The organism is Streptomyces sp. NBC_01142 (assembly GCF_026341125.1).
Taxonomy (GTDB): Bacteria; Actinomycetota; Actinomycetes; order Streptomycetales; family Streptomycetaceae; genus Streptomyces.
Genome location: NZ_JAPEOR010000001.1, coordinates 1,191,849 through 1,208,002 on the forward strand (window position 1 = coordinate 1,191,849; position 16,154 = coordinate 1,208,002).

Below are 16,154 nucleotides of genomic sequence, written 5' to 3' on the forward strand. Positions count from 1 at the left end.
GGCACACCGTCTGGGTAAAGACCTCATCAAATAGTTTGTGATACCGTTCACGAGACCCGGAGACAGAGCCGAAGGACCGTAGTGCGACGGTCCGTTGGCCCCGAGGACCCAACTCGGACCGGGCCTACGCTCGTCCATGACGACACCACTGCCCCCACCAGGAAATGCGGAGCTGCCGCCATGCCCTCCAACGACGTCCGGACTCTCCTTCAAGCCGCCGTACCCACCGCTGCCGTCGGCGTTGTCGCCGCGGTGATCGGAGGGGTCGTCGCCGGTGGCAAGGGGGCACTCGGGGCGGTCGTGGGCACTCTGGTGGTCATCCTCTTCATGGGGATCGGCATGGTCGTGCTCCAGCGGACGGCCAAATCACTTCCGCACTTGTTCCAGGCCATGGGGCTGCTGCTCTATACGTCGCAGCTGCTGCTGCTCTTCGTCTTCATGGCGGTGTTCAAGAACACCACCCTGTTCAACCCCAAGGCGTTCGCATTCACGCTGCTCGCGACGACTCTCGTCTGGGTCGCCGCACAGGCCCGCGCCTATATGAAGGCCAAAATCCTCTACGTCGATCCCGACTCCGCCACCGGCGAAAAGCCCGAGAAGGCAGGGTCGCCGACGTGAGGGGTAGGGCCGGGATAAATGCGCGATCGGGACCCTGCTATCGTCCGTTGCCAACTGCGGCACTGCGGGCGCGGGCATCCGAGCTGACGCCTGTCCCAGCGCGAGGCTCGACGCCGAACCGCCGCCCCCTTATCCGTAAGACCAGTCCAGTGCCGACCCGCGGCTGCGTGCCGCGCCGACACAACGAGGTTGCCGTACCTATGCGCCACGCTGAAGGAGCCCGCGGTGAGTGCTGACCAGACGCTTGCCTTCGACCCCGATTGCCACATCTTCTCCGGATGCGGCTTTCCGGCGCCGGGCCTCCACACCTTCCTTTACGAGCCCATCGCCACCTGGGGCGGCTTCGAGTTCACCAAGCCGATGCTGCTGGCGCTGCTGAGCTCGCTCGTGGTCGTCGTGTTCTTCTGGGCGGCATTCAACAAACCCAAGTTGGTCCCGGGCAAGGTCCAGATGATCGGCGAGGCCGGGTACGACTTCGTGCGCCGCGGCATTGTCTACGAGATCATCGGCAAGAAGGACGGCGAGAAGTACGTCCCGCTGATGGTGTCGCTGTTCTTCTTCGTATGGATCATGAACATCTGGTCCATCATCCCGGTCGCCCAGTTCCCGGTCACGTCGCTGATCGCCTTCCCGGCCGGTCTGGCAGCGATCGTGTACGTCCTGTGGGTCTCCCTGACCTTCAAGAAGCACGGATTCGTCGGCGGCTGGAAGAACATCACCGGCTACGACAAGTCGCTCGGGTGGGTCCTGCCGCTCATCGTGGTGATCGAGTTCTTCTCGAACATGCTGATCCGGCCCTTCACGCACGCGGTCCGACTGTTCGCGAACATGTTCGCCGGCCACCTGCTGATCGTGATGTTCACGTTGGCCTCCTGGTACCTGATGAACGGCATCGGCATCGCCTACGGCAGTGTCTCGTTCGTCATGGTCCTCGTGATGACCGGATTCGAGCTGTTCATCCAGGCCGTCCAGGCGTACGTCTTCGTGCTCCTGGCCTCCAGCTACATCCAGGGCGCGCTCGCCGAGCACCACTGAGCCAGCCCACTCCCCAGAACCAACAGACGTCGGTGGCCAACCCCCACCGGTCCGTGAAAGAGAAGGAAGTATCGGCATGTCCGCTGCTCTCGAAATGGTCAACTTCGCCGCCGGCGCCAAGGAGAACGTGGTCGGCAACGTCGCCTCGATCGGCTACGGCCTCGCGGCCATCGGCCCCGGCGTCGGCGTCGGCATCATCTTCGGTAACGGCACCCAGGCCCTTGCCCGCCAGCCCGAAGCTGCCGGCCTGATCCGCACCAACCAGATCATGGGTTTCGCGTTCTGTGAGGCGCTTGCCCTCATCGGCATCGTCATGGGCTTCGTCTACCAGTAAGCCGGAACGACAGCCCAAAACCATTCACGGAAGGCACTGATGTGAACGCTCTGCTTCTTGCGCAGGCGGAGGAGCCTCAGAATCCTCTGATTCCGCATCTCGACGAGCTCTTCATCGGCCTGATCGCCTTCGTCATCGTCTTCGGCTTCCTCGCCAAGAAGCTCCTCCCGAACATCAACAAGGTTCTGGAAGAGCGCCGCGAGGCCATCGAAGGCGGCATCGAGAAGGCCGATGCGGCCAAGACCGAGGCCGAGAGCGTGCTCGAGCAGTACAAGGCTCAGCTCGCCGAGGCCCGCCACGAGGCCGCCCGGATGCGCCAGGAGGCGACCGAGCAGGGCACCGCGATCATCCAGGAGATGAAGGCGGAAGGCCAGCGGCAGCGTGAGGAGATCATCGCTGCCGGTCACACCCAGATCGAGGCCGACCGCAAGGCCGCGGCTGCGGCGCTGCGTCAGGACGTGGGCAAGCTCGCCACCGACCTGGCCGGCAAGCTCGTTGGCGAGTCCCTCGAGGACCACGCCCGGCAGAGCCGCACCATCGACCGCTTCCTCGACGAGCTCGAGGAGAAGGCCGAGGCCGCGCGATGAACGGAGCGAGCCGCGAGGCACTGGCCGCCGCACGCGAGTCGCTCGACGCGCTGACCGACAACACCTCGGTCGACGCGGCGAAGCTCGCCGAGGAGCTGGCCGCCGTCACGGCGCTGCTCCACCGCGAGGTGTCGCTGCGTCGGGTCCTGACCGACCCGGCGCAGGCCGGCGAGGCCAAGGCCGAGCTGGCGGCGCGTCTGCTGGGCGGACAGGTGGGCGGCGAGACCGTCGACCTGGTCTCCGGCATGGTGCGTTCTCGCTGGTCCCAGTCGCGCGACCTGGTCGATGGGATCGAGGAGCTGGCGGCTGCCGCCGACCTCACCGCGTCCCAGCGGGCGGGTGCGCTCGACGACGTCGAGGACGAGCTGTTCCGGTTCGGCCGGATCGTGGCGTCCAACACCGAGCTGCGGGCGGCGCTGACCGACAAGTCGGCCACTGCCTCCGCCAAGGGCGAGCTGCTGCGCAGCCTGCTGGGTGGACGGGCCAATCCGGTCACCGAGCGGCTGGTCGTGCGTCTTGTTACCGCGCCTCGTGGACGTAGCCTGGAGCAGGGACTCGAATCCCTGTCCAAGCTCGCTGCGGCGCGCAGGGACCGGATGGTGGCGGTCGTCGTCTCGGCGGTGCCGCTCACCGATCAGCAGAAGCAGCGCCTCGGCGCTGGGCTGGCACGGATCTACGGCCGTCAGATGCATCTGAACCTGGACGTGGACCCCGAGGTCCTCGGCGGGATCTCGGTGCGCGTCGGCGACGAGGTCATCAACGGCACCATCGCGGACCGTCTCGAAGAGGCGAGCCGCCGCATGGCCGGCTGACCAGCCACCAACTGAACAAGCAGTACGCAGTACGAGCGGCCCGGTTGGGCCGTGCAGAGATTGCAGAAGATTCCTGGGGGTCGGCCCCCAGACCCCTTAAGAAACTTCGGGCCCAACAAGGAGAGCAGGGAACCCAGATGGCGGAGCTCACGATCCGGCCGGAGGAGATCCGGGACGCGCTGGAGAACTTTGTCCAGTCGTACCAGCCGGACGCGGCCTCGCGCGAGGAGGTCGGTACGGTCAGCGTTGCCGGCGACGGCATCGCAAAGGTCGAGGGCCTTCCCTCGGCCATGGCGAACGAGCTGCTGAAGTTCGAGGACGGCACCCTCGGTCTCGCCCTCAACCTCGAGGAGCGCGAGATCGGTGCGATCGTCCTCGGTGAGTTCAGCGGTATCGAAGAGGGACAGCCGGTGCAGCGCACCGGTGAGGTTCTCTCCGTCGGCGTCGGCGAGGGTTACCTCGGCCGCGTTGTCGACCCGCTCGGCAACCCGATCGACGGCCTCGGCGAGATCGCGACCGACAGTCGCCGCGCCCTCGAGCTGCAGGCCCCGGGCGTCATGGTCCGTAAGTCGGTGCACGAGCCGATGCAGACCGGCTACAAGGCTGTCGACGCCATGGTGCCGATCGGCCGCGGCCAGCGTCAGCTGATCATTGGTGACCGTCAGACCGGCAAGACCGCTCTGGCCGTCGACACGATCATCAACCAGCGCGACAACTGGCGCTCGGGCGACGTGAACAAGCAGGTGCGCTGCATCTACGTCGCCATTGGCCAGAAGGGCTCCACCATCGCCGGCGTGCGCGGCGCGCTGGAGGAGGCGGGCGCCCTCGAGTACACGACGATCGTCGCCGCCCCGGCGTCCGACCCGGCCGGCTTCAAGTACCTCGCCCCGTACACCGGCTCGGCCATCGGTCAGCACTGGATGTACCAGGGCAAGCACGTCCTGATCGTCTTCGACGACCTGTCGAAGCAGGCCGACGCCTACCGCGCCGTGTCGCTGCTGCTGCGCCGTCCGCCGGGCCGTGAGGCCTACCCGGGTGACGTCTTCTACCTGCACTCGCGTCTGCTGGAGCGCTGCGCCAAGCTCTCCGACGACATGGGCGCCGGTTCGATGACGGGCCTCCCGATCGTCGAGACCAAGGCGAACGACGTGTCGGCGTTCATTCCGACCAACGTCATCTCCATCACCGACGGCCAGTGCTTCCTGGAGTCCGACCTGTTCAACGCCGGTCAGCGTCCGGCCCTGAACGTCGGTATCTCGGTCTCCCGTGTCGGTGGCTCCGCCCAGCACAAGGCCATGAAGCAGGTCTCCGGCCGGCTTCGCGTGGACCTCGCCCAGTTCCGTGAGCTCGAGGCGTTCGCCGCCTTCGGTTCCGACCTGGACGCGGCCTCCAAGGCCTCGCTCCAGCGAGGTCAGCGCATGGTCGAGCTGCTGAAGCAGCCGCAGTACAGCCCGTACCCGGTCGAGGAGCAGGTTGTCTCCGTCTGGGCCGGCACCACCGGCAAGATGGACGACGTACCGGTCGAGGACATCCGCCGCTTCGAGAGCGAGCTGCTCGAGCACCTGCGCCGCGAGCGCAAGGAGCTGCTGACCAGCATCGCCGAGGGCGGCAAGATGTCCGACGACACGCTGCAGTCCGTCGCGGACGCGATCACCGCCTTCAAGCAGCAGTTCGAGACCTCGGACGGCAAGCTTCTGGGCGAGGACGCTCCGGCCGCCGTCAACGTCTCCAAGTGACGACGGAAGGGACCTGACTCATGGGAGCTCAGCTCCGGGTCTACAAGCGTCGCATCAAATCCGTCACCGCGACCAAGAAGATCACCAAGGCGATGGAGATGATCGCCGCCTCGCGCATCGTCAAGGCGCAGCGCAAGGTGACGGCCTCCACGCCGTACGCGACCGAGCTGACCCGCGCGGTCACGGCGGTGGCGACCGGTTCGAACACCAAGCACCCCCTGACCACCGAGGTCGAGACGCCGACCCGTGCCGCGATCCTGCTCATCACGAGCGACCGCGGTCTGGCCGGCGGCTACTCCTCCAACGCCATCAAGGCGGCGGAGCGGCTCACCGAGCGGCTCCGTGGTGAGGGCAAGGAGGTCGACGCCTACATCGTCGGCCGCAAGGGTGTCGCCTACTACGGCTTCCGCGAGCGCAAGGTCGCGGAGTCGTGGACCGGCTTCACCGACAACCCGACGTACGCGGACGCGAAGAACATCGCGGGTCCGCTGATCGCGGCCGTCCAGAAGGACACGGCGGAAGGCGGCGTGGACGAGCTCCACATCGTCTTCACCGAGTTCATCTCGATGCTGACGCAGACACCGGTGGACAACCGGCTGCTGCCCCTCAGCCTCGACCTGGCGGCCGAGGAGTCAGGGACCAAGGGCGAGATCCTTCCGCTGTTCGACTTCGAGCCGTCGGCGGAGGACGTCCTTGACGCTCTGCTGCCGCGCTACGTCGAGAGCCGTATCTACAACGCGCTGCTCCAGGCCGCTGCTTCCAAGCACGCTGCCACCCGCCGCGCGATGAAGTCGGCGACCGACAACGCCGGGGAGCTCATCAAGAGCCTCTCCCGGCTTGCCAACGCGGCCCGCCAGGCCGAAATCACCCAGGAAATCAGCGAGATCGTCGGTGGCGCCAGCGCCCTGGCCGACGCGACCGCGGGGAGTGACAAGTAATGACGACCACTGTTGAGACGGCCGCCGCCACGGGCCGCGTCGCCCGGGTGATCGGCCCGGTCGTCGACGTGGAGTTCCCCGTCGACGCGATGCCGGAGATCTACAACGCCCTGCACGTCGAGGTTGCCGACCCGGCCGAGGACGGCAAGAAGAAGACGCTGACCCTCGAAGTCGCCCAGCACCTGGGCGAGGGCGTGGTTCGCGCGGTCTCGATGCAGCCCACCGACGGTCTGGTCCGTCAGGCTCCGGTGACCAACACCGGCGCCGGTATCACCGTGCCGGTCGGTGACATCACCAAGGGCAAGGTGTTCAACACCCTCGGTCAGATCCTCAACGAGCCGGAGGCCGAGGCTCAGATCACCGAGCGCTGGCCGATCCACCGCAAGGCCCCGGCCTTCGACCAGCTCGAGTCCAAGACCGAGATGTTCGAGACCGGCCTGAAGGTCGTCGACCTGCTGACCCCGTACGTCAAGGGCGGCAAGATCGGTCTGTTCGGTGGTGCGGGCGTCGGCAAGACCGTCCTCATCCAGGAAATGATCATGCGTGTGGCCAAGCTGCACGATGGTGTTTCCGTGTTCGCCGGTGTCGGTGAGCGCACCCGTGAGGGCAACGACCTCATCGACGAGATGACCGAGTCGGGCGTTCTGGACAAGACCGCGCTGGTCTTCGGCCAGATGGACGAGCCGCCGGGCACCCGTCTTCGGGTCGCGCTCTCCGCGCTGACCATGGCGGAGTACTTCCGCGATGTGCAGAAGCAGGACGTGCTGCTCTTCATCGACAACATCTTCCGCTTCACCCAGGCCGGTTCCGAGGTCTCCACGCTGCTCGGCCGTATGCCGTCCGCGGTGGGTTACCAGCCGACCCTGGCGGACGAGATGGGTGTGCTCCAGGAGCGCATCACCTCGACCCGTGGCCACTCGATCACCTCGATGCAGGCGATCTACGTGCCGGCGGACGACCTGACCGACCCGGCCCCGGCCACGACCTTCGCGCACCTCGACGCGACGACCGTGCTGTCGCGTCCGATCTCGGAGAAGGGCATCTACCCGGCGGTCGACCCGCTGGACTCGACGTCCCGCATCCTGGACCCCCGTTACATCGCGCAGGACCACTACGACGCGGCCAGCCGCGTCAAGGGAATCCTGCAGAAGTACAAGGACCTCCAGGACATCATCGCGATCCTCGGTATCGACGAGCTGGGCGAAGAGGACAAGCTTGTTGTCCACCGCGCCCGTCGCGTCGAGCGTTTCCTGTCGCAGAACACCCACGCCGCCAAGCAGTTCACCGGCCTGGACGGTTCGGACGTGCCGCTCGACGAGTCGATCGCCGCGTTCAACGCGATCTGTGACGGTGAGTACGACCACTTCCCCGAGCAGGCGTTCTTCATGTGCGGTGGCATTGACGACCTGAAGGCGAAGGCCAAGGAGCTCGGCGTCTCCTGAGCCCCGTGCTCCTGCTGAGAGGGGCGGGTGCGTCCCGCCCCTCTCCGTACGCCCCCTAGAATTGACCCAACACCCGGCACAACCGCCGGGTGGTGACCCGAGGAGCCCACCTTGGCTGCTGAGCTGCATGTCGAGCTGGTAGCGGCGGACCGCAGTGTCTGGTCCGGCGAGGCCACCCTGGTCGTCGCGCGAACCACGTCCGGCGACATCGGCGTCATGCCCGGTCACCAGCCGCTGCTCGGTGTGCTGGAATCGGGCCCGGTGACCATCCGTACGAGCGAGGGCGGAACCGTCGTCGCTGCTGTCCACGGCGGATTCATCTCGTTCGCGGACAACAAGCTCTCGCTGCTGGCGGAGATCGCCGAGCTGGCGGACGAGATCGACGCCCAGCGCGCCGAGCGTGCGCTGGAGCGCGCAAGGTCGGCAGACGACGACGCCGCCGAGCGGCGCGCCGATGTCCGGCTGCGTGCGGTGGCGGTGCGCTAGGCACCCCGCCGACTGGTTGACGACTCAGCCGCGGCCCGGTCTGGACTCTCCAGCCCGTGCCGCGGCTGAGGCAATGCAGGTGACGTTGTATTCCGCTAACGGGACGATGCGAGGAGGTCGGTGGAGATGTTCCTCGCTCTTCTTGTGGGCGGCCTGATCGTCGCACTGGTAGTGATCGGGTTGTTCGTCTTCGGGCTGCGCCGGCGGCTGATCCAGCGCTCCGGCGGCACGTTCGACTGCAGTCTGCGCTGGAACCTGCCGGAGGAGCCCGATGTCTCCGGCAAGGGATGGGTCTACGGCGTCGCCCGCTACAGCGGTGACCGGATCGAGTGGTTCCGGGTCTTCTCGTACGCCCCCCGTCCGCGCCGTGTCCTGGAGCGCTCGGCGATCGAGGTCGTCGCGCGCCGAACGCCCGAGGGCGAGGAGGAGCTGGCGCTGCTCTCCGACGCGGTCGTGCTGGGCTGTGTCCACCGCGGCACCCGGCTGGAACTGGCGATGAGCGAGGACGCGCTCACCGGATTCCTCGCCTGGCTCGAGGCGGCGCCACCCGGCCAACGGGTCAATGTCGCTTAAGTAGGCAGAGCCCCCTCGAAGCGCACTCCGTCGATCCCGGCGAGATGCTGGTACCGCTCCCCGCCCGTAGCCGGTGAGAGAGGGGGACGGCAGATGTGCGCCGTCCCCCTCGATCAGCTTGCTGCCGGGTCTACCCGAGGCCGCTGTCGATGGCGTTCGCCAGCTCGCCGTTGGTGGTGTCGCCGCTGAACTCCCAGAAGAACGCGCCCTTGAGGCCCTGGTTCTTCACGTAGTTCATCTTGCCGCTGATGGTGGCCGGGGTGTCATAGCTCCACCACTGCGTGCCGCAGTGCGCGTAGGCGGTGCCGGCGACGGTGCCGGTGGCCGGGCACTTGCTCTTGAGTTCCTTGTAGTCGTCGATGCCCTGTTCGTACTTTCCGGGGGCCGGTCCGGTGGCCGAGCCGCCGGGAGCGGCCTGGGTGACGCCGGTCCAGCCGCGGCCGTAGAAGCCGATGCCGAGATTCAGCTTGCTGCCCGGGATTCCCTTGCCCTTGAGCTTCTGGATCGCCGCGTCGGAGTTGAAGCCCTGCTGCGGGATGCCGGAGTAGGAGGTGAGCGGGGAGTGCGGCGCGGTCGGGCCCTGCGCGGCCCAGGCACCGAAGAAGTCGTACGTCATCACGTTGTAGAAGTCGACGTACTGGGCGGCGCCGCCGTAGTCGGCCGCGTCGATCTTGCCGCCGCTGGATGCGTCGGCGGTGATGGCCGCGGTGACGAGCTTGCTGCCGAACTTGGCGCGCATCGCCTGCATCATGTTCTTGAAGGAGGCGGCGCCGCTGGTGTCGCAGGACAGGCCGCAGGCGTTCGGGTACTCCCAGTCCAGGTCGATGCCGTCGAAGAGCCCGGCCCAGCGCGGGTCGTTGACGAGGTCGTAGCAGGACTGGGCGAAGGCCGTCGGGTTCTGTACGGCCTGGCCGAAGCCGCCGGACCAGGTCCAGCCGCCGAACGACCACAGAATCTTGATGTGCGGGTACTTCGCCTTGAGCTTCTTCAGCTGGTTGAAGTTGCCGCGCAGCGGCTGGTCCCAGGTGTCGGCGACGCCGTCGACGCTCTGGTCGGCCGTGTACGACTTCTCGTACGCCGGGAAGGCCTCGCCGACCGTGCACCTGCCGCCCTGGACGTTGCCGAAGGCGTAGTTGATGTGCGTGATCTTCGAGGCGGAGCCGCTGGTGACCAGATTCTTGACGTGGTAATTGCGGTCATAGACGCCCCACTCGGTGAAGTAGCCGAGTTTGACCTTGCTGCCCGGGTCGGGGTTGCCGCCACCGCCGGTGGTACGGACCGCACGGGCGCCGCTGACCGGTCCGGTCTGGTCGGCGGTGTCACGCGCCTGGACGGTGAACTCGTAGTCGGTGCCGGCGGTGAGGCCGGTGTTCGTGTACGTCGTGCCGGTCACCGTCGCGACCTTGGTGCCGTCGCGCAGTACGTCGTAGTTCTTGACGCCCTTGTCGTCGGTCGCGGCGGTCCAGCCCAGCTTCACCGAGGTGTTGGTGACTTCGGACGCGCTCGGGGTGCCGGGGGCGGAGGGCGGGTTGTCGCCGGGGACGCCGCCGCCGTCGCAGGAGGCGCCGTTGAGCTTGCAGCCCGAGGGGGCGCCGGAGCCGGTGCCGTTGAAACCGAAGGAGACGGAGGCGCCGGGGGCGAGGGTGCCGTTCCAGCTCTTGTTCCTGGCGGTCCAGTGGGTGCCGGAGCCGGTGACGTCCGCGTCCCAGGCGGAGGTGACGGAGGTTCCCGAGGGGAAGTCCCACTCGACGGTCCAGGAGCCGATCGAGGTGGTGCCGGTGTTCTTCACCGTCCACTTGCCCTCGAAGCCGGAGCCCCAGTCGGAGGCCTTGGCGTAGGTGGCGGTTGCCGAGGGGGCCGCCTCGGCGGGAGAGGCGAGGCCGACCATGGCGGCCAGGGGGAGCAGCAGCGCGGTCAGACCCGCGACAGCTCTGGAGCTGATCCTTCTTCGGTGCAGGGGGGTGTGGGTTCTCAAGGGTGCTCCTCGAGTTGCGGACGGACAATCGGGGTGGTCCGTGCAGTGCGCACCCTGCGACAGCTCACCGCAGCGTGTCCGGTGAGCGTAGGAAGGTCTGGACCAATCGTCAATAGGTCCAGACCAAAGTCGCCCGACTCTCTCTCAGATCCCCAACTCCTGTGCCAGGACAGCCGCTTGGACTCTGCTGCGCAGCTCCAGCTTTCCCAGCAGACGGCTCACATGGGTCTTCACCGTTGCCTCCGCCATGGCGAGTCTGGTCGCGATCTCGGCGTTCGACATCCCTTCCCCCAGACACGACAGCACCTCGCGCTCGCGACGGGTGAGCACATCGAGGACCGCGGGGTCCGGCGCGTTCGCGGCACGTACCGGCTTCGGCGTCGCGAACTCGGCGATCAGCCGGCGGGTCACGGCCGGCGCGATGAGTCCCTCACCACGCGCCACCGTACGCACCGCCTCGATCAGATCCCCCGCCTCGGTGTTCTTCAGCAGGAAGCCGACGGCCCCCGCCCGCAGCGCCCCGAAGACGTACTCGTCCAGATCGAACGTGGTCAGCACCAGGACGTCGGCAAGCTGCTCGGCGACGACCTGCCGGGTCGCCGACACGCCGTCAAGACGCGGCATCTGGATGTCCATCAGCACCAGATCCGGGCGCAGTTCGCGGGCCAGGCGGACCGCTTCCTCGCCGTCCGCCGCCTCGCCGACGACCTCGATGTCCGGCGCGCTGCGCAGGATCAGGACCAGACCGGCGCGTACGGCGCTCTGGTCCTCCGCGACCAGTATCCGGATCGTCATACCTTGCCGTTCCCTTCCTCGACGGGCAGTTCTGCCCGTACCTGCCAGATCTTCGTGCCGTCGCCTGCGGTGACCGGTCCGGCCTCGAACGTCCCGTCCAGCAGCGCCACCCGCTCGCGCATACCGACCAGACCGGCCCCGGAGCCGGGGGCGCGCGGTCCCGGCCGGTCGCCGTACGGGCTGGTGATCCCGACGATCAGCACCTGCCCGTCCTGGCCCAGAGTGACGGAGACCGTGCCGGGAGAGGCGTGCTTGAGGGCATTGGTCAGTGACTCCTGGACGATGCGGTACGCCGAGAGCTCGACCGGCGCGGGCAGCGGCAGACTCTCCCCGCGCGCGTCGGCCAGCGTGAACTCCAGGCCGCTGGAGGCGCCGTTGGTCCGCGTCTGCTCCAGCAGCGCGTCGATACCGTCGAGGGTCGGTGCGGCCGCGGGCCCCCCGTCGTCGCCGCTGTCCCGCAGCAGCCCGATCAGCCGGCGCATTTCGGCCAGGCCGTCCACGCTGTTCTCGCGGATGACCCCGAGCGCCTCGCGCGAGGTCTTCTGATCGTCGAGCGAGAGCGCGGCGGTGGAGTGGATCGCGATCGCCGAGAGATGGTTGGCGACCATGTCGTGCAGCTCGCGGGCCATCCGGGCACGCTCGGCGGTCACCGCCTGGGTGCGGTCCATCTCCGCGAGAAGCCGGGTCTGCTCGGCGCGCAACCTGGCCGCCTCGGCCGCGTCGCGATGGGTGCGCACACTGAAGCCGGTCGCGGCGGGGGCCACCGTGACCAGTGCCACCACCAGGCCGAGCAGCACGGCCTCCGCCCCGTCGAAGAGCACCAGGCCGGTGAGTGTGGTGGCCACCGCGATCATCACGCTCACGTCCGGAATGCGCCGGGCCGCTGCCGGGCTGCCGTACAGGACCGCCGCGTAGACCAGATCGGTGAAGAGCACGGCGGTGGCGATGTTGCCGTTCACGAACTGGTCGGCGGCCATCATCAGGGTGCCGATGCCCAGCGCCGTAAGAGGCATGGTCCGGCGCAGCAGCGCCGCCGCGCTGATCACGGCCAGCGGCAGCAGAGCGAGCCAGCGGGGACCGAGGCCCTGCTTGGGGTGATTGTCCAGGCCCAGCTGCCACAGCAGCAGGCCGCCGAGGAATCCGGCCACGGCGATGAGCACATCGTCGCGGTGCGGGCGGGGGAGAGCGGTCACGGAGCCATCAAACACGGCGGGCGGAGCGGGGACGTCCACGTGTCGGGTGAGGGCCGGCTACATCGAAGGATGCAGTGCCGTTTCGTCACTGGCGACGACGAAGCGGGGCGGTGGCGACGGGAGCCTGGAGGAGGACCGAAGGGAGAGTGCTGTGATCGTCATGCTGATCGTGATCTGCGAGGTCGGCTTCTGGGTGCTGCTGGCCGGGGGACTGGCGCTGCGCTATCTGGCGAAGATGCCCCGTCTCGGGGCGGCCGTGCTGCTCTGTGAGCCGCTGCTGGAGGTCGTCATGCTCGTCGTGACGGCGATCGACCTCAAGAACGGCGCGGAGCCGGACTGGAAACACGGACTCGCCGCCGTCTACATCGGCTTCACGGTGGGACTGGGCCACCACACGATCAAGCAGGTCGACGCGTGGGTCGCACACCGGTTCGCAGGTGGCCCGGCGCCCGTCAAACCGCCGAAGTACGGCACCGGCCGCATGATCCACGAGTGGCGGACGGCCGCGCGCTGGATCGTCGCGGCGGTGGTCGCGATGGGTCTGCTGCAGGCCGCGATCTGGTACGTCGGAGGCGACGGCGACATCGGTTCGCTGCGCATGTGGCAGCGGAAGATGCCCTACGTCATCGGTATCAACGTGATCATCGCCGGGTGCTACACACTCTTCCCGAAGAAGGCCCCGCAACCGGCGGAGACCGAGCCCGTCCGAGTGGAGCGGCCCCGGTCCCTCACCGAGCGCTGACGCCGCGGGGCGTGACTACCGCTCGCCGCCCGGGACCCAGAGCACGTCACCGGCCTCCTTGTTCGCCGTACGGGCCAGGATGAACAGGAGGTCGGACAGGCGGTTGAGATACGTCGCCGTCAGGCTGTTCATGCTCCCGCCGTGCACCTCCAGCGCCGCCCACGTCGAGCGCTCCGCGCGCCGGACGACCGTGCAGGCCTGGTGCAGCAGCGCCGCCCCCGGCGTACCGCCCGGCAGGATGAAGCTGCGGAGCTTCTCCAGCTCCTCCAGGAAGCGGTCGCAGTCCGCCTCCAGCTTGTCGATGTAGAACTGCTCGACCCGCAGCGGCGGGTACTCCGGCGCCTCGACCACGGGGGTGCACAGGTCCGCGCCCACGTCGAAGAGGTCGTTCTGGACGCGGACGAGGACCTTGACGACCTCCTCCGGCAGCTGCCCGAGCGCGATCGCCGTGCCGAGCGCGGCGTTGGCCTCGTTGGCGTCGGCGTAGGCCGCGATCCGCGGATCGGTCTTGGCGGTCCGGCTCATGTCGCCCAGCGCCGTGGTGCCCTGGTCGCCGGTACGGGTGTAGATGCGCGTCAGATTGACCATGCGACCAGCCTAGTTACGCACCGGCCCGGCGGAAGACACGTGTGCCGACCGTCACGGAGCCGAGAACGAGGGCGAGCGCCATGAGTCCGCCGTACAGCATGGCCGTCCCCGTGTAGTCGCCGACATAGGCGGCCCGCATCGCGTCCACCAGATAGCGGAACGGCATGAAGTGCGACAGCACGTCCAGCCAGCCCGGGGCGAGCGTCATCGGCAGCATCAGCCCGGAGAGCAGCATCGACGGCATGCTGACGGCGTTGATGACCGGACCGAACTCGTACGGCTCGGAGACCTTGAGCGCCAGCGCGTACGAGAGCGCCGCGAGCGAGAGTGTCACCGCGAAGACGAACACGAAGCCGATGAGGATGCCGCCCAGCGGCGCACGCAGCCCCATGACCTCCGCGGCCAGCACCAGCAGCACCGCCTGGAACACGAAGAGCACGGCGTCGCGCAGCACCCGTCCGAGGAGCAGGGCCAGCCGGCTGACCGGCGTCACCCGCATCCGCTCCACGACGCCGAACTGCTTCTCGATGATGATCGCGAATCCGGAGAACAGTGCGCCGAACAAGCCGAGTTGGAGAAGCAGGCCGGGCACCAGGACCTGCCAGGAGTCACCCTGGGAGGCGAGCGGCAGATCGGACAGCAGCGGCCCGAAGAAGAGGAGATACAGCAGCGGCATCAGTACGCCGAAGAGGATCTGGAACCTGGAGTGCAGGGTCTGCCGGGCGTACCGCGAAAAGATCAGCGCGGTGTCGGAGAGAACTGAAGGCATGGGGAGTCCTAAACGGCGACGGGGGCGGTGTCCTCGGGCGCGATACTGCGCCCGGTGATGGCGAGGAAGGTGTCCTGGAGGGATGCGTCGGCCGAGCCGCCGTACCGGAGCTTGAGCGCACTCGGCGTGCCCTCGGCCACCACTACGCCCTTGTCGGCCACGACGAGCCGGTCGGAGAGCGCGTCCGCCTCGTCGAGATAGTGCGTGGTGAGGAAGACGGTGGTGCCCTGCTCCTCGCGGATGCGGCGCACCAGCTGCCACAGATCGGCCCGGCTGCCCGGGTCGAGTCCGGTGGTCGGCTCGTCCAGGAAGAGCACTTCGGGCCGGTGCGTCAGCCCCATCGCGATATCGAGCCGCCGTCGCTGACCGCGGGAGAGGGCGGCGCACTTGCGGTCCATCAGCTCGGTGAGGCCGAGGTCGCGCGCCAGTTCGTCGGCGCGGGCGACGGCGTGGGTACGGGAGAGGCGGTAGAGCCGCCCCTGGGTGACCAGCTCCTCGCGTACGGAGACGGAGAGGTCGACGCCACCCGACTGGGCGACGTAACCGATCCTGCGGCGTACCCCGGCGGGGTCGCGGGTCAGATCGAATCCAGCGACCGTGGCGGCACCGCCGGTGGGCCTCAGCAGCGTGGTGAGCATCCGCAGGGTGGTCGTCTTGCCCGCTCCGTTCGGGCCGAGGAAGCCGAGGATCTCGCCCGGCTGCACGGTCAGGTCGATGCCGCGCACGGCCTCGACGGGTCCGTTCCTGGTCTGGAAGGTCAGTGCGAGTCCGGCCGTACTGATGATTGCCATGGCCCCAGAAAAACAGAGTCACTTAAATTTTGCAACGCCTCCAAGTTTTCAGGGAACCCATGAAAGCTAGGATGAGGGCATGGCCGAGGGACTCAGAGAGCGGAAGAAGCGCCGGACCAGGCAGCACATCTCGGATGTCGCCACCGGTCTGTTCGTGGAGCGCGGCTTCGACGTGGTGACGATCGCCGAGATCGCCGAGGCGGCGGACGTCTCCGTCAACACCGTCTACAACTACTTTCCGGCCAAGGAGGACCTCTTCCTGGACCGGAGCGCGGGCATCGTCGACCGGCTCTCCCGCTATGTGCGCGGCCGCGGGGCGGGGGAGTCGGCTGCCGACGCAGTCCTGCGTGAACTGCGCGAACAGGTCGAGGCCGTCTCACCCACCGTCGGACTGCACGCGGGCTACGACAGCTTCCTGAAGGTCATCCACGGCGCGCACACCCTCCGCTCCCGCCTCTGGCACATCCAGCACGAGGCCCGGGAGAACATCGAGGAGACGCTCCGGGAGGAGACCGGCGCCGCACCCGGCGACACCCTCCCGACCCTCGTGGCCGGCCAGCTCTCCTGGGTGCAGGACACGCTCATGGCCTGCATCGGCCGCGCGATGGTGGTCGGCCGCTCGCCGGAAGAGGTCTCCCGCGAGGCACTCGTCCTTCTGGACGACATGGAGGAACTGCTGGGCGAGAGGGTGCTCAAGTACGCGGTGCGCGAAGCCTGATGGGCCGTACCAGTGTGATGTC

At 67.9% G+C, this 16,154-nt stretch carries 18 protein-coding genes; 12 read left to right on the forward strand and 6 right to left on the reverse strand.

Going from position 1 to position 16,154, the window contains the following annotated elements:
• Window positions 1–180: 180 nt before the first annotated feature.
• From OG883_RS05690 to OG883_RS05735, 10 genes are all read left to right on the forward strand, one after another.
• Window positions 181–618, forward strand: a complete 438-nt coding sequence (locus OG883_RS05690) for a hypothetical protein (RefSeq protein WP_266535796.1) — start codon at window positions 181–183, stop codon at window positions 616–618.
• A 225-nt stretch (window positions 619–843) separates the two neighbouring features.
• The gene (gene atpB, locus OG883_RS05695) at window positions 844–1,653 is read left to right on the forward strand and encodes a F0F1 ATP synthase subunit A (RefSeq protein WP_266535799.1); all 810 of its coding nucleotides are present in this window, start codon (window positions 844–846) and stop codon (window positions 1,651–1,653) included.
• A 76-nt stretch (window positions 1,654–1,729) separates the two neighbouring features.
• Window positions 1,730–1,987 (forward strand): ATP synthase F0 subunit C, encoded by a 258-nt coding sequence (atpE, locus tag OG883_RS05700; RefSeq protein WP_266535802.1) that lies wholly within the window; start codon window positions 1,730–1,732, stop codon window positions 1,985–1,987.
• 41 nt (window positions 1,988–2,028) lie between these two features.
• A complete protein-coding gene (locus OG883_RS05705; protein WP_266535805.1) occupies window positions 2,029–2,574 on the forward strand; it encodes a F0F1 ATP synthase subunit B in 546 nt (181 codons plus the stop codon).
• Window positions 2,571–3,386: a F0F1 ATP synthase subunit delta gene (locus OG883_RS05710; protein ID WP_266535814.1), complete on the forward strand. Its 816-nt coding sequence runs from the start codon at window positions 2,571–2,573 to the stop codon at window positions 3,384–3,386. The genes OG883_RS05705 and OG883_RS05710 overlap by 4 nt, the downstream gene beginning before the upstream one ends.
• Before the next feature lie 137 nt (window positions 3,387–3,523).
• Window positions 3,524–5,122 carry a F0F1 ATP synthase subunit alpha gene (gene atpA, locus OG883_RS05715; protein WP_266535816.1) on the forward strand — a complete coding sequence of 533 codons (1,599 nt, stop codon included), beginning with the start codon at window positions 3,524–3,526 and terminating at the stop codon, window positions 5,120–5,122.
• Between the two features lie 20 nt (window positions 5,123–5,142).
• Window positions 5,143–6,060: a F0F1 ATP synthase subunit gamma gene (locus OG883_RS05720; protein WP_266535819.1), complete on the forward strand. Its 918-nt coding sequence runs from the start codon at window positions 5,143–5,145 to the stop codon at window positions 6,058–6,060.
• The gene (gene atpD, locus OG883_RS05725) at window positions 6,060–7,502 is read left to right on the forward strand and encodes a F0F1 ATP synthase subunit beta (RefSeq protein WP_266535822.1); all 1,443 of its coding nucleotides are present in this window, start codon (window positions 6,060–6,062) and stop codon (window positions 7,500–7,502) included. Before OG883_RS05720 ends, atpD begins: the two co-directional genes overlap by 1 nt.
• 111 nt (window positions 7,503–7,613) lie before the next feature.
• Window positions 7,614–7,988 carry a F0F1 ATP synthase subunit epsilon gene (locus tag OG883_RS05730; protein ID WP_266535826.1) on the forward strand — a complete coding sequence of 125 codons (375 nt, stop codon included), beginning with the start codon at window positions 7,614–7,616 and terminating at the stop codon, window positions 7,986–7,988.
• Window positions 7,989–8,114: 126 nt separating this feature from the next.
• Entirely contained in the window at window positions 8,115–8,561 is a 447-nt protein-coding gene (locus tag OG883_RS05735; protein WP_266535829.1) for a DUF2550 domain-containing protein, read from the forward strand.
• Between the two features lie 130 nt (window positions 8,562–8,691).
• Here the strand turns inward: OG883_RS05735 and OG883_RS05740 are convergent, their stop codons facing one another.
• The 3 genes from OG883_RS05740 to OG883_RS05750 all read right to left on the reverse strand — a co-directional run bounded on the left by OG883_RS05740 (window position 8,692) and on the right by OG883_RS05750 (window position 12,524).
• Complete coding sequence (locus tag OG883_RS05740) at window positions 8,692–10,536, reverse strand: glycoside hydrolase family 18 chitinase (RefSeq protein WP_266535831.1); 1,845 nt, start codon at window positions 10,534–10,536, stop codon at window positions 8,692–8,694.
• Window positions 10,537–10,680: 144 nt separating this feature from the next.
• A complete protein-coding gene (locus OG883_RS05745; protein WP_266535832.1) occupies window positions 10,681–11,331 on the reverse strand; it encodes a response regulator transcription factor in 651 nt (216 codons plus the stop codon).
• Complete coding sequence (locus tag OG883_RS05750; protein ID WP_266535835.1) at window positions 11,328–12,524, reverse strand: sensor histidine kinase; 1,197 nt, start codon at window positions 12,522–12,524, stop codon at window positions 11,328–11,330. The genes OG883_RS05745 and OG883_RS05750 overlap by 4 nt, the downstream gene beginning before the upstream one ends.
• 151 nt (window positions 12,525–12,675) lie before the next feature.
• On the opposite strand from OG883_RS05750, the gene OG883_RS05755 reads away from it, so the two are divergent.
• Complete coding sequence (locus OG883_RS05755; RefSeq protein ID WP_266535837.1) at window positions 12,676–13,266, forward strand: hypothetical protein; 591 nt, start codon at window positions 12,676–12,678, stop codon at window positions 13,264–13,266.
• A gap of 15 nt (window positions 13,267–13,281) precedes the next feature.
• Here OG883_RS05755 and OG883_RS05760 read toward each other — a convergent pair whose 3' ends face one another.
• From OG883_RS05760 to OG883_RS05770, 3 genes are read right to left on the reverse strand one after another with little or no spacing between them, the layout of a single operon-like run.
• Window positions 13,282–13,854 carry a cob(I)yrinic acid a,c-diamide adenosyltransferase gene (locus tag OG883_RS05760; RefSeq protein WP_266535840.1) on the reverse strand — a complete coding sequence of 191 codons (573 nt, stop codon included), beginning with the start codon at window positions 13,852–13,854 and terminating at the stop codon, window positions 13,282–13,284.
• Between the two features lie 13 nt (window positions 13,855–13,867).
• Window positions 13,868–14,623: an ABC transporter permease gene (locus tag OG883_RS05765; RefSeq protein ID WP_266535843.1), complete on the reverse strand. Its 756-nt coding sequence runs from the start codon at window positions 14,621–14,623 to the stop codon at window positions 13,868–13,870.
• 8 nt (window positions 14,624–14,631) lie between these two features.
• Complete coding sequence (locus OG883_RS05770) at window positions 14,632–15,414, reverse strand: ABC transporter ATP-binding protein (RefSeq protein ID WP_266535846.1); 783 nt, start codon at window positions 15,412–15,414, stop codon at window positions 14,632–14,634.
• Between the two features lie 79 nt (window positions 15,415–15,493).
• On the opposite strand from OG883_RS05770, the gene OG883_RS05775 reads away from it, so the two are divergent.
• Window positions 15,494–16,132 carry a TetR/AcrR family transcriptional regulator gene (locus OG883_RS05775; RefSeq protein WP_266535849.1) on the forward strand — a complete coding sequence of 213 codons (639 nt, stop codon included), beginning with the start codon at window positions 15,494–15,496 and terminating at the stop codon, window positions 16,130–16,132.
• Window positions 16,133–16,154: the final 22 nt, after the last annotated feature.

Coding starts and splice junctions, on each gene's coding strand:
- OG883_RS05690 (WP_266535796.1), top strand. CDS start 181: ATGCCCTCCAACGACGTCCGGACTCTCCTTCAAGCCGCCGTACCCACC.
- atpE (WP_266535802.1), top strand. CDS start 1,730: ATGTCCGCTGCTCTCGAAATGGTCAACTTCGCCGCCGGCGCCAAGGAG.
- OG883_RS05710 (WP_266535814.1), top strand. CDS start 2,571: ATGAACGGAGCGAGCCGCGAGGCACTGGCCGCCGCACGCGAGTCGCTC.
- atpA (WP_266535816.1), top strand. CDS start 3,524: ATGGCGGAGCTCACGATCCGGCCGGAGGAGATCCGGGACGCGCTGGAG.
- OG883_RS05720 (WP_266535819.1), top strand. CDS start 5,143: ATGGGAGCTCAGCTCCGGGTCTACAAGCGTCGCATCAAATCCGTCACC.
- atpD (WP_266535822.1), top strand. CDS start 6,060: ATGACGACCACTGTTGAGACGGCCGCCGCCACGGGCCGCGTCGCCCGG.
- OG883_RS05735 (WP_266535829.1), top strand. CDS start 8,115: ATGTTCCTCGCTCTTCTTGTGGGCGGCCTGATCGTCGCACTGGTAGTG.
- OG883_RS05745 (WP_266535832.1), bottom strand. CDS start 11,331: ATGACGATCCGGATACTGGTCGCGGAGGACCAGAGCGCCGTACGCGCC.
- OG883_RS05760 (WP_266535840.1), bottom strand. CDS start 13,854: ATGGTCAATCTGACGCGCATCTACACCCGTACCGGCGACCAGGGCACC.
- OG883_RS05765 (WP_266535843.1), bottom strand. CDS start 14,623: ATGCCTTCAGTTCTCTCCGACACCGCGCTGATCTTTTCGCGGTACGCC.
- OG883_RS05770 (WP_266535846.1), bottom strand. CDS start 15,414: ATGGCAATCATCAGTACGGCCGGACTCGCACTGACCTTCCAGACCAGG.
- OG883_RS05775 (WP_266535849.1), top strand. CDS start 15,494: ATGGCCGAGGGACTCAGAGAGCGGAAGAAGCGCCGGACCAGGCAGCAC.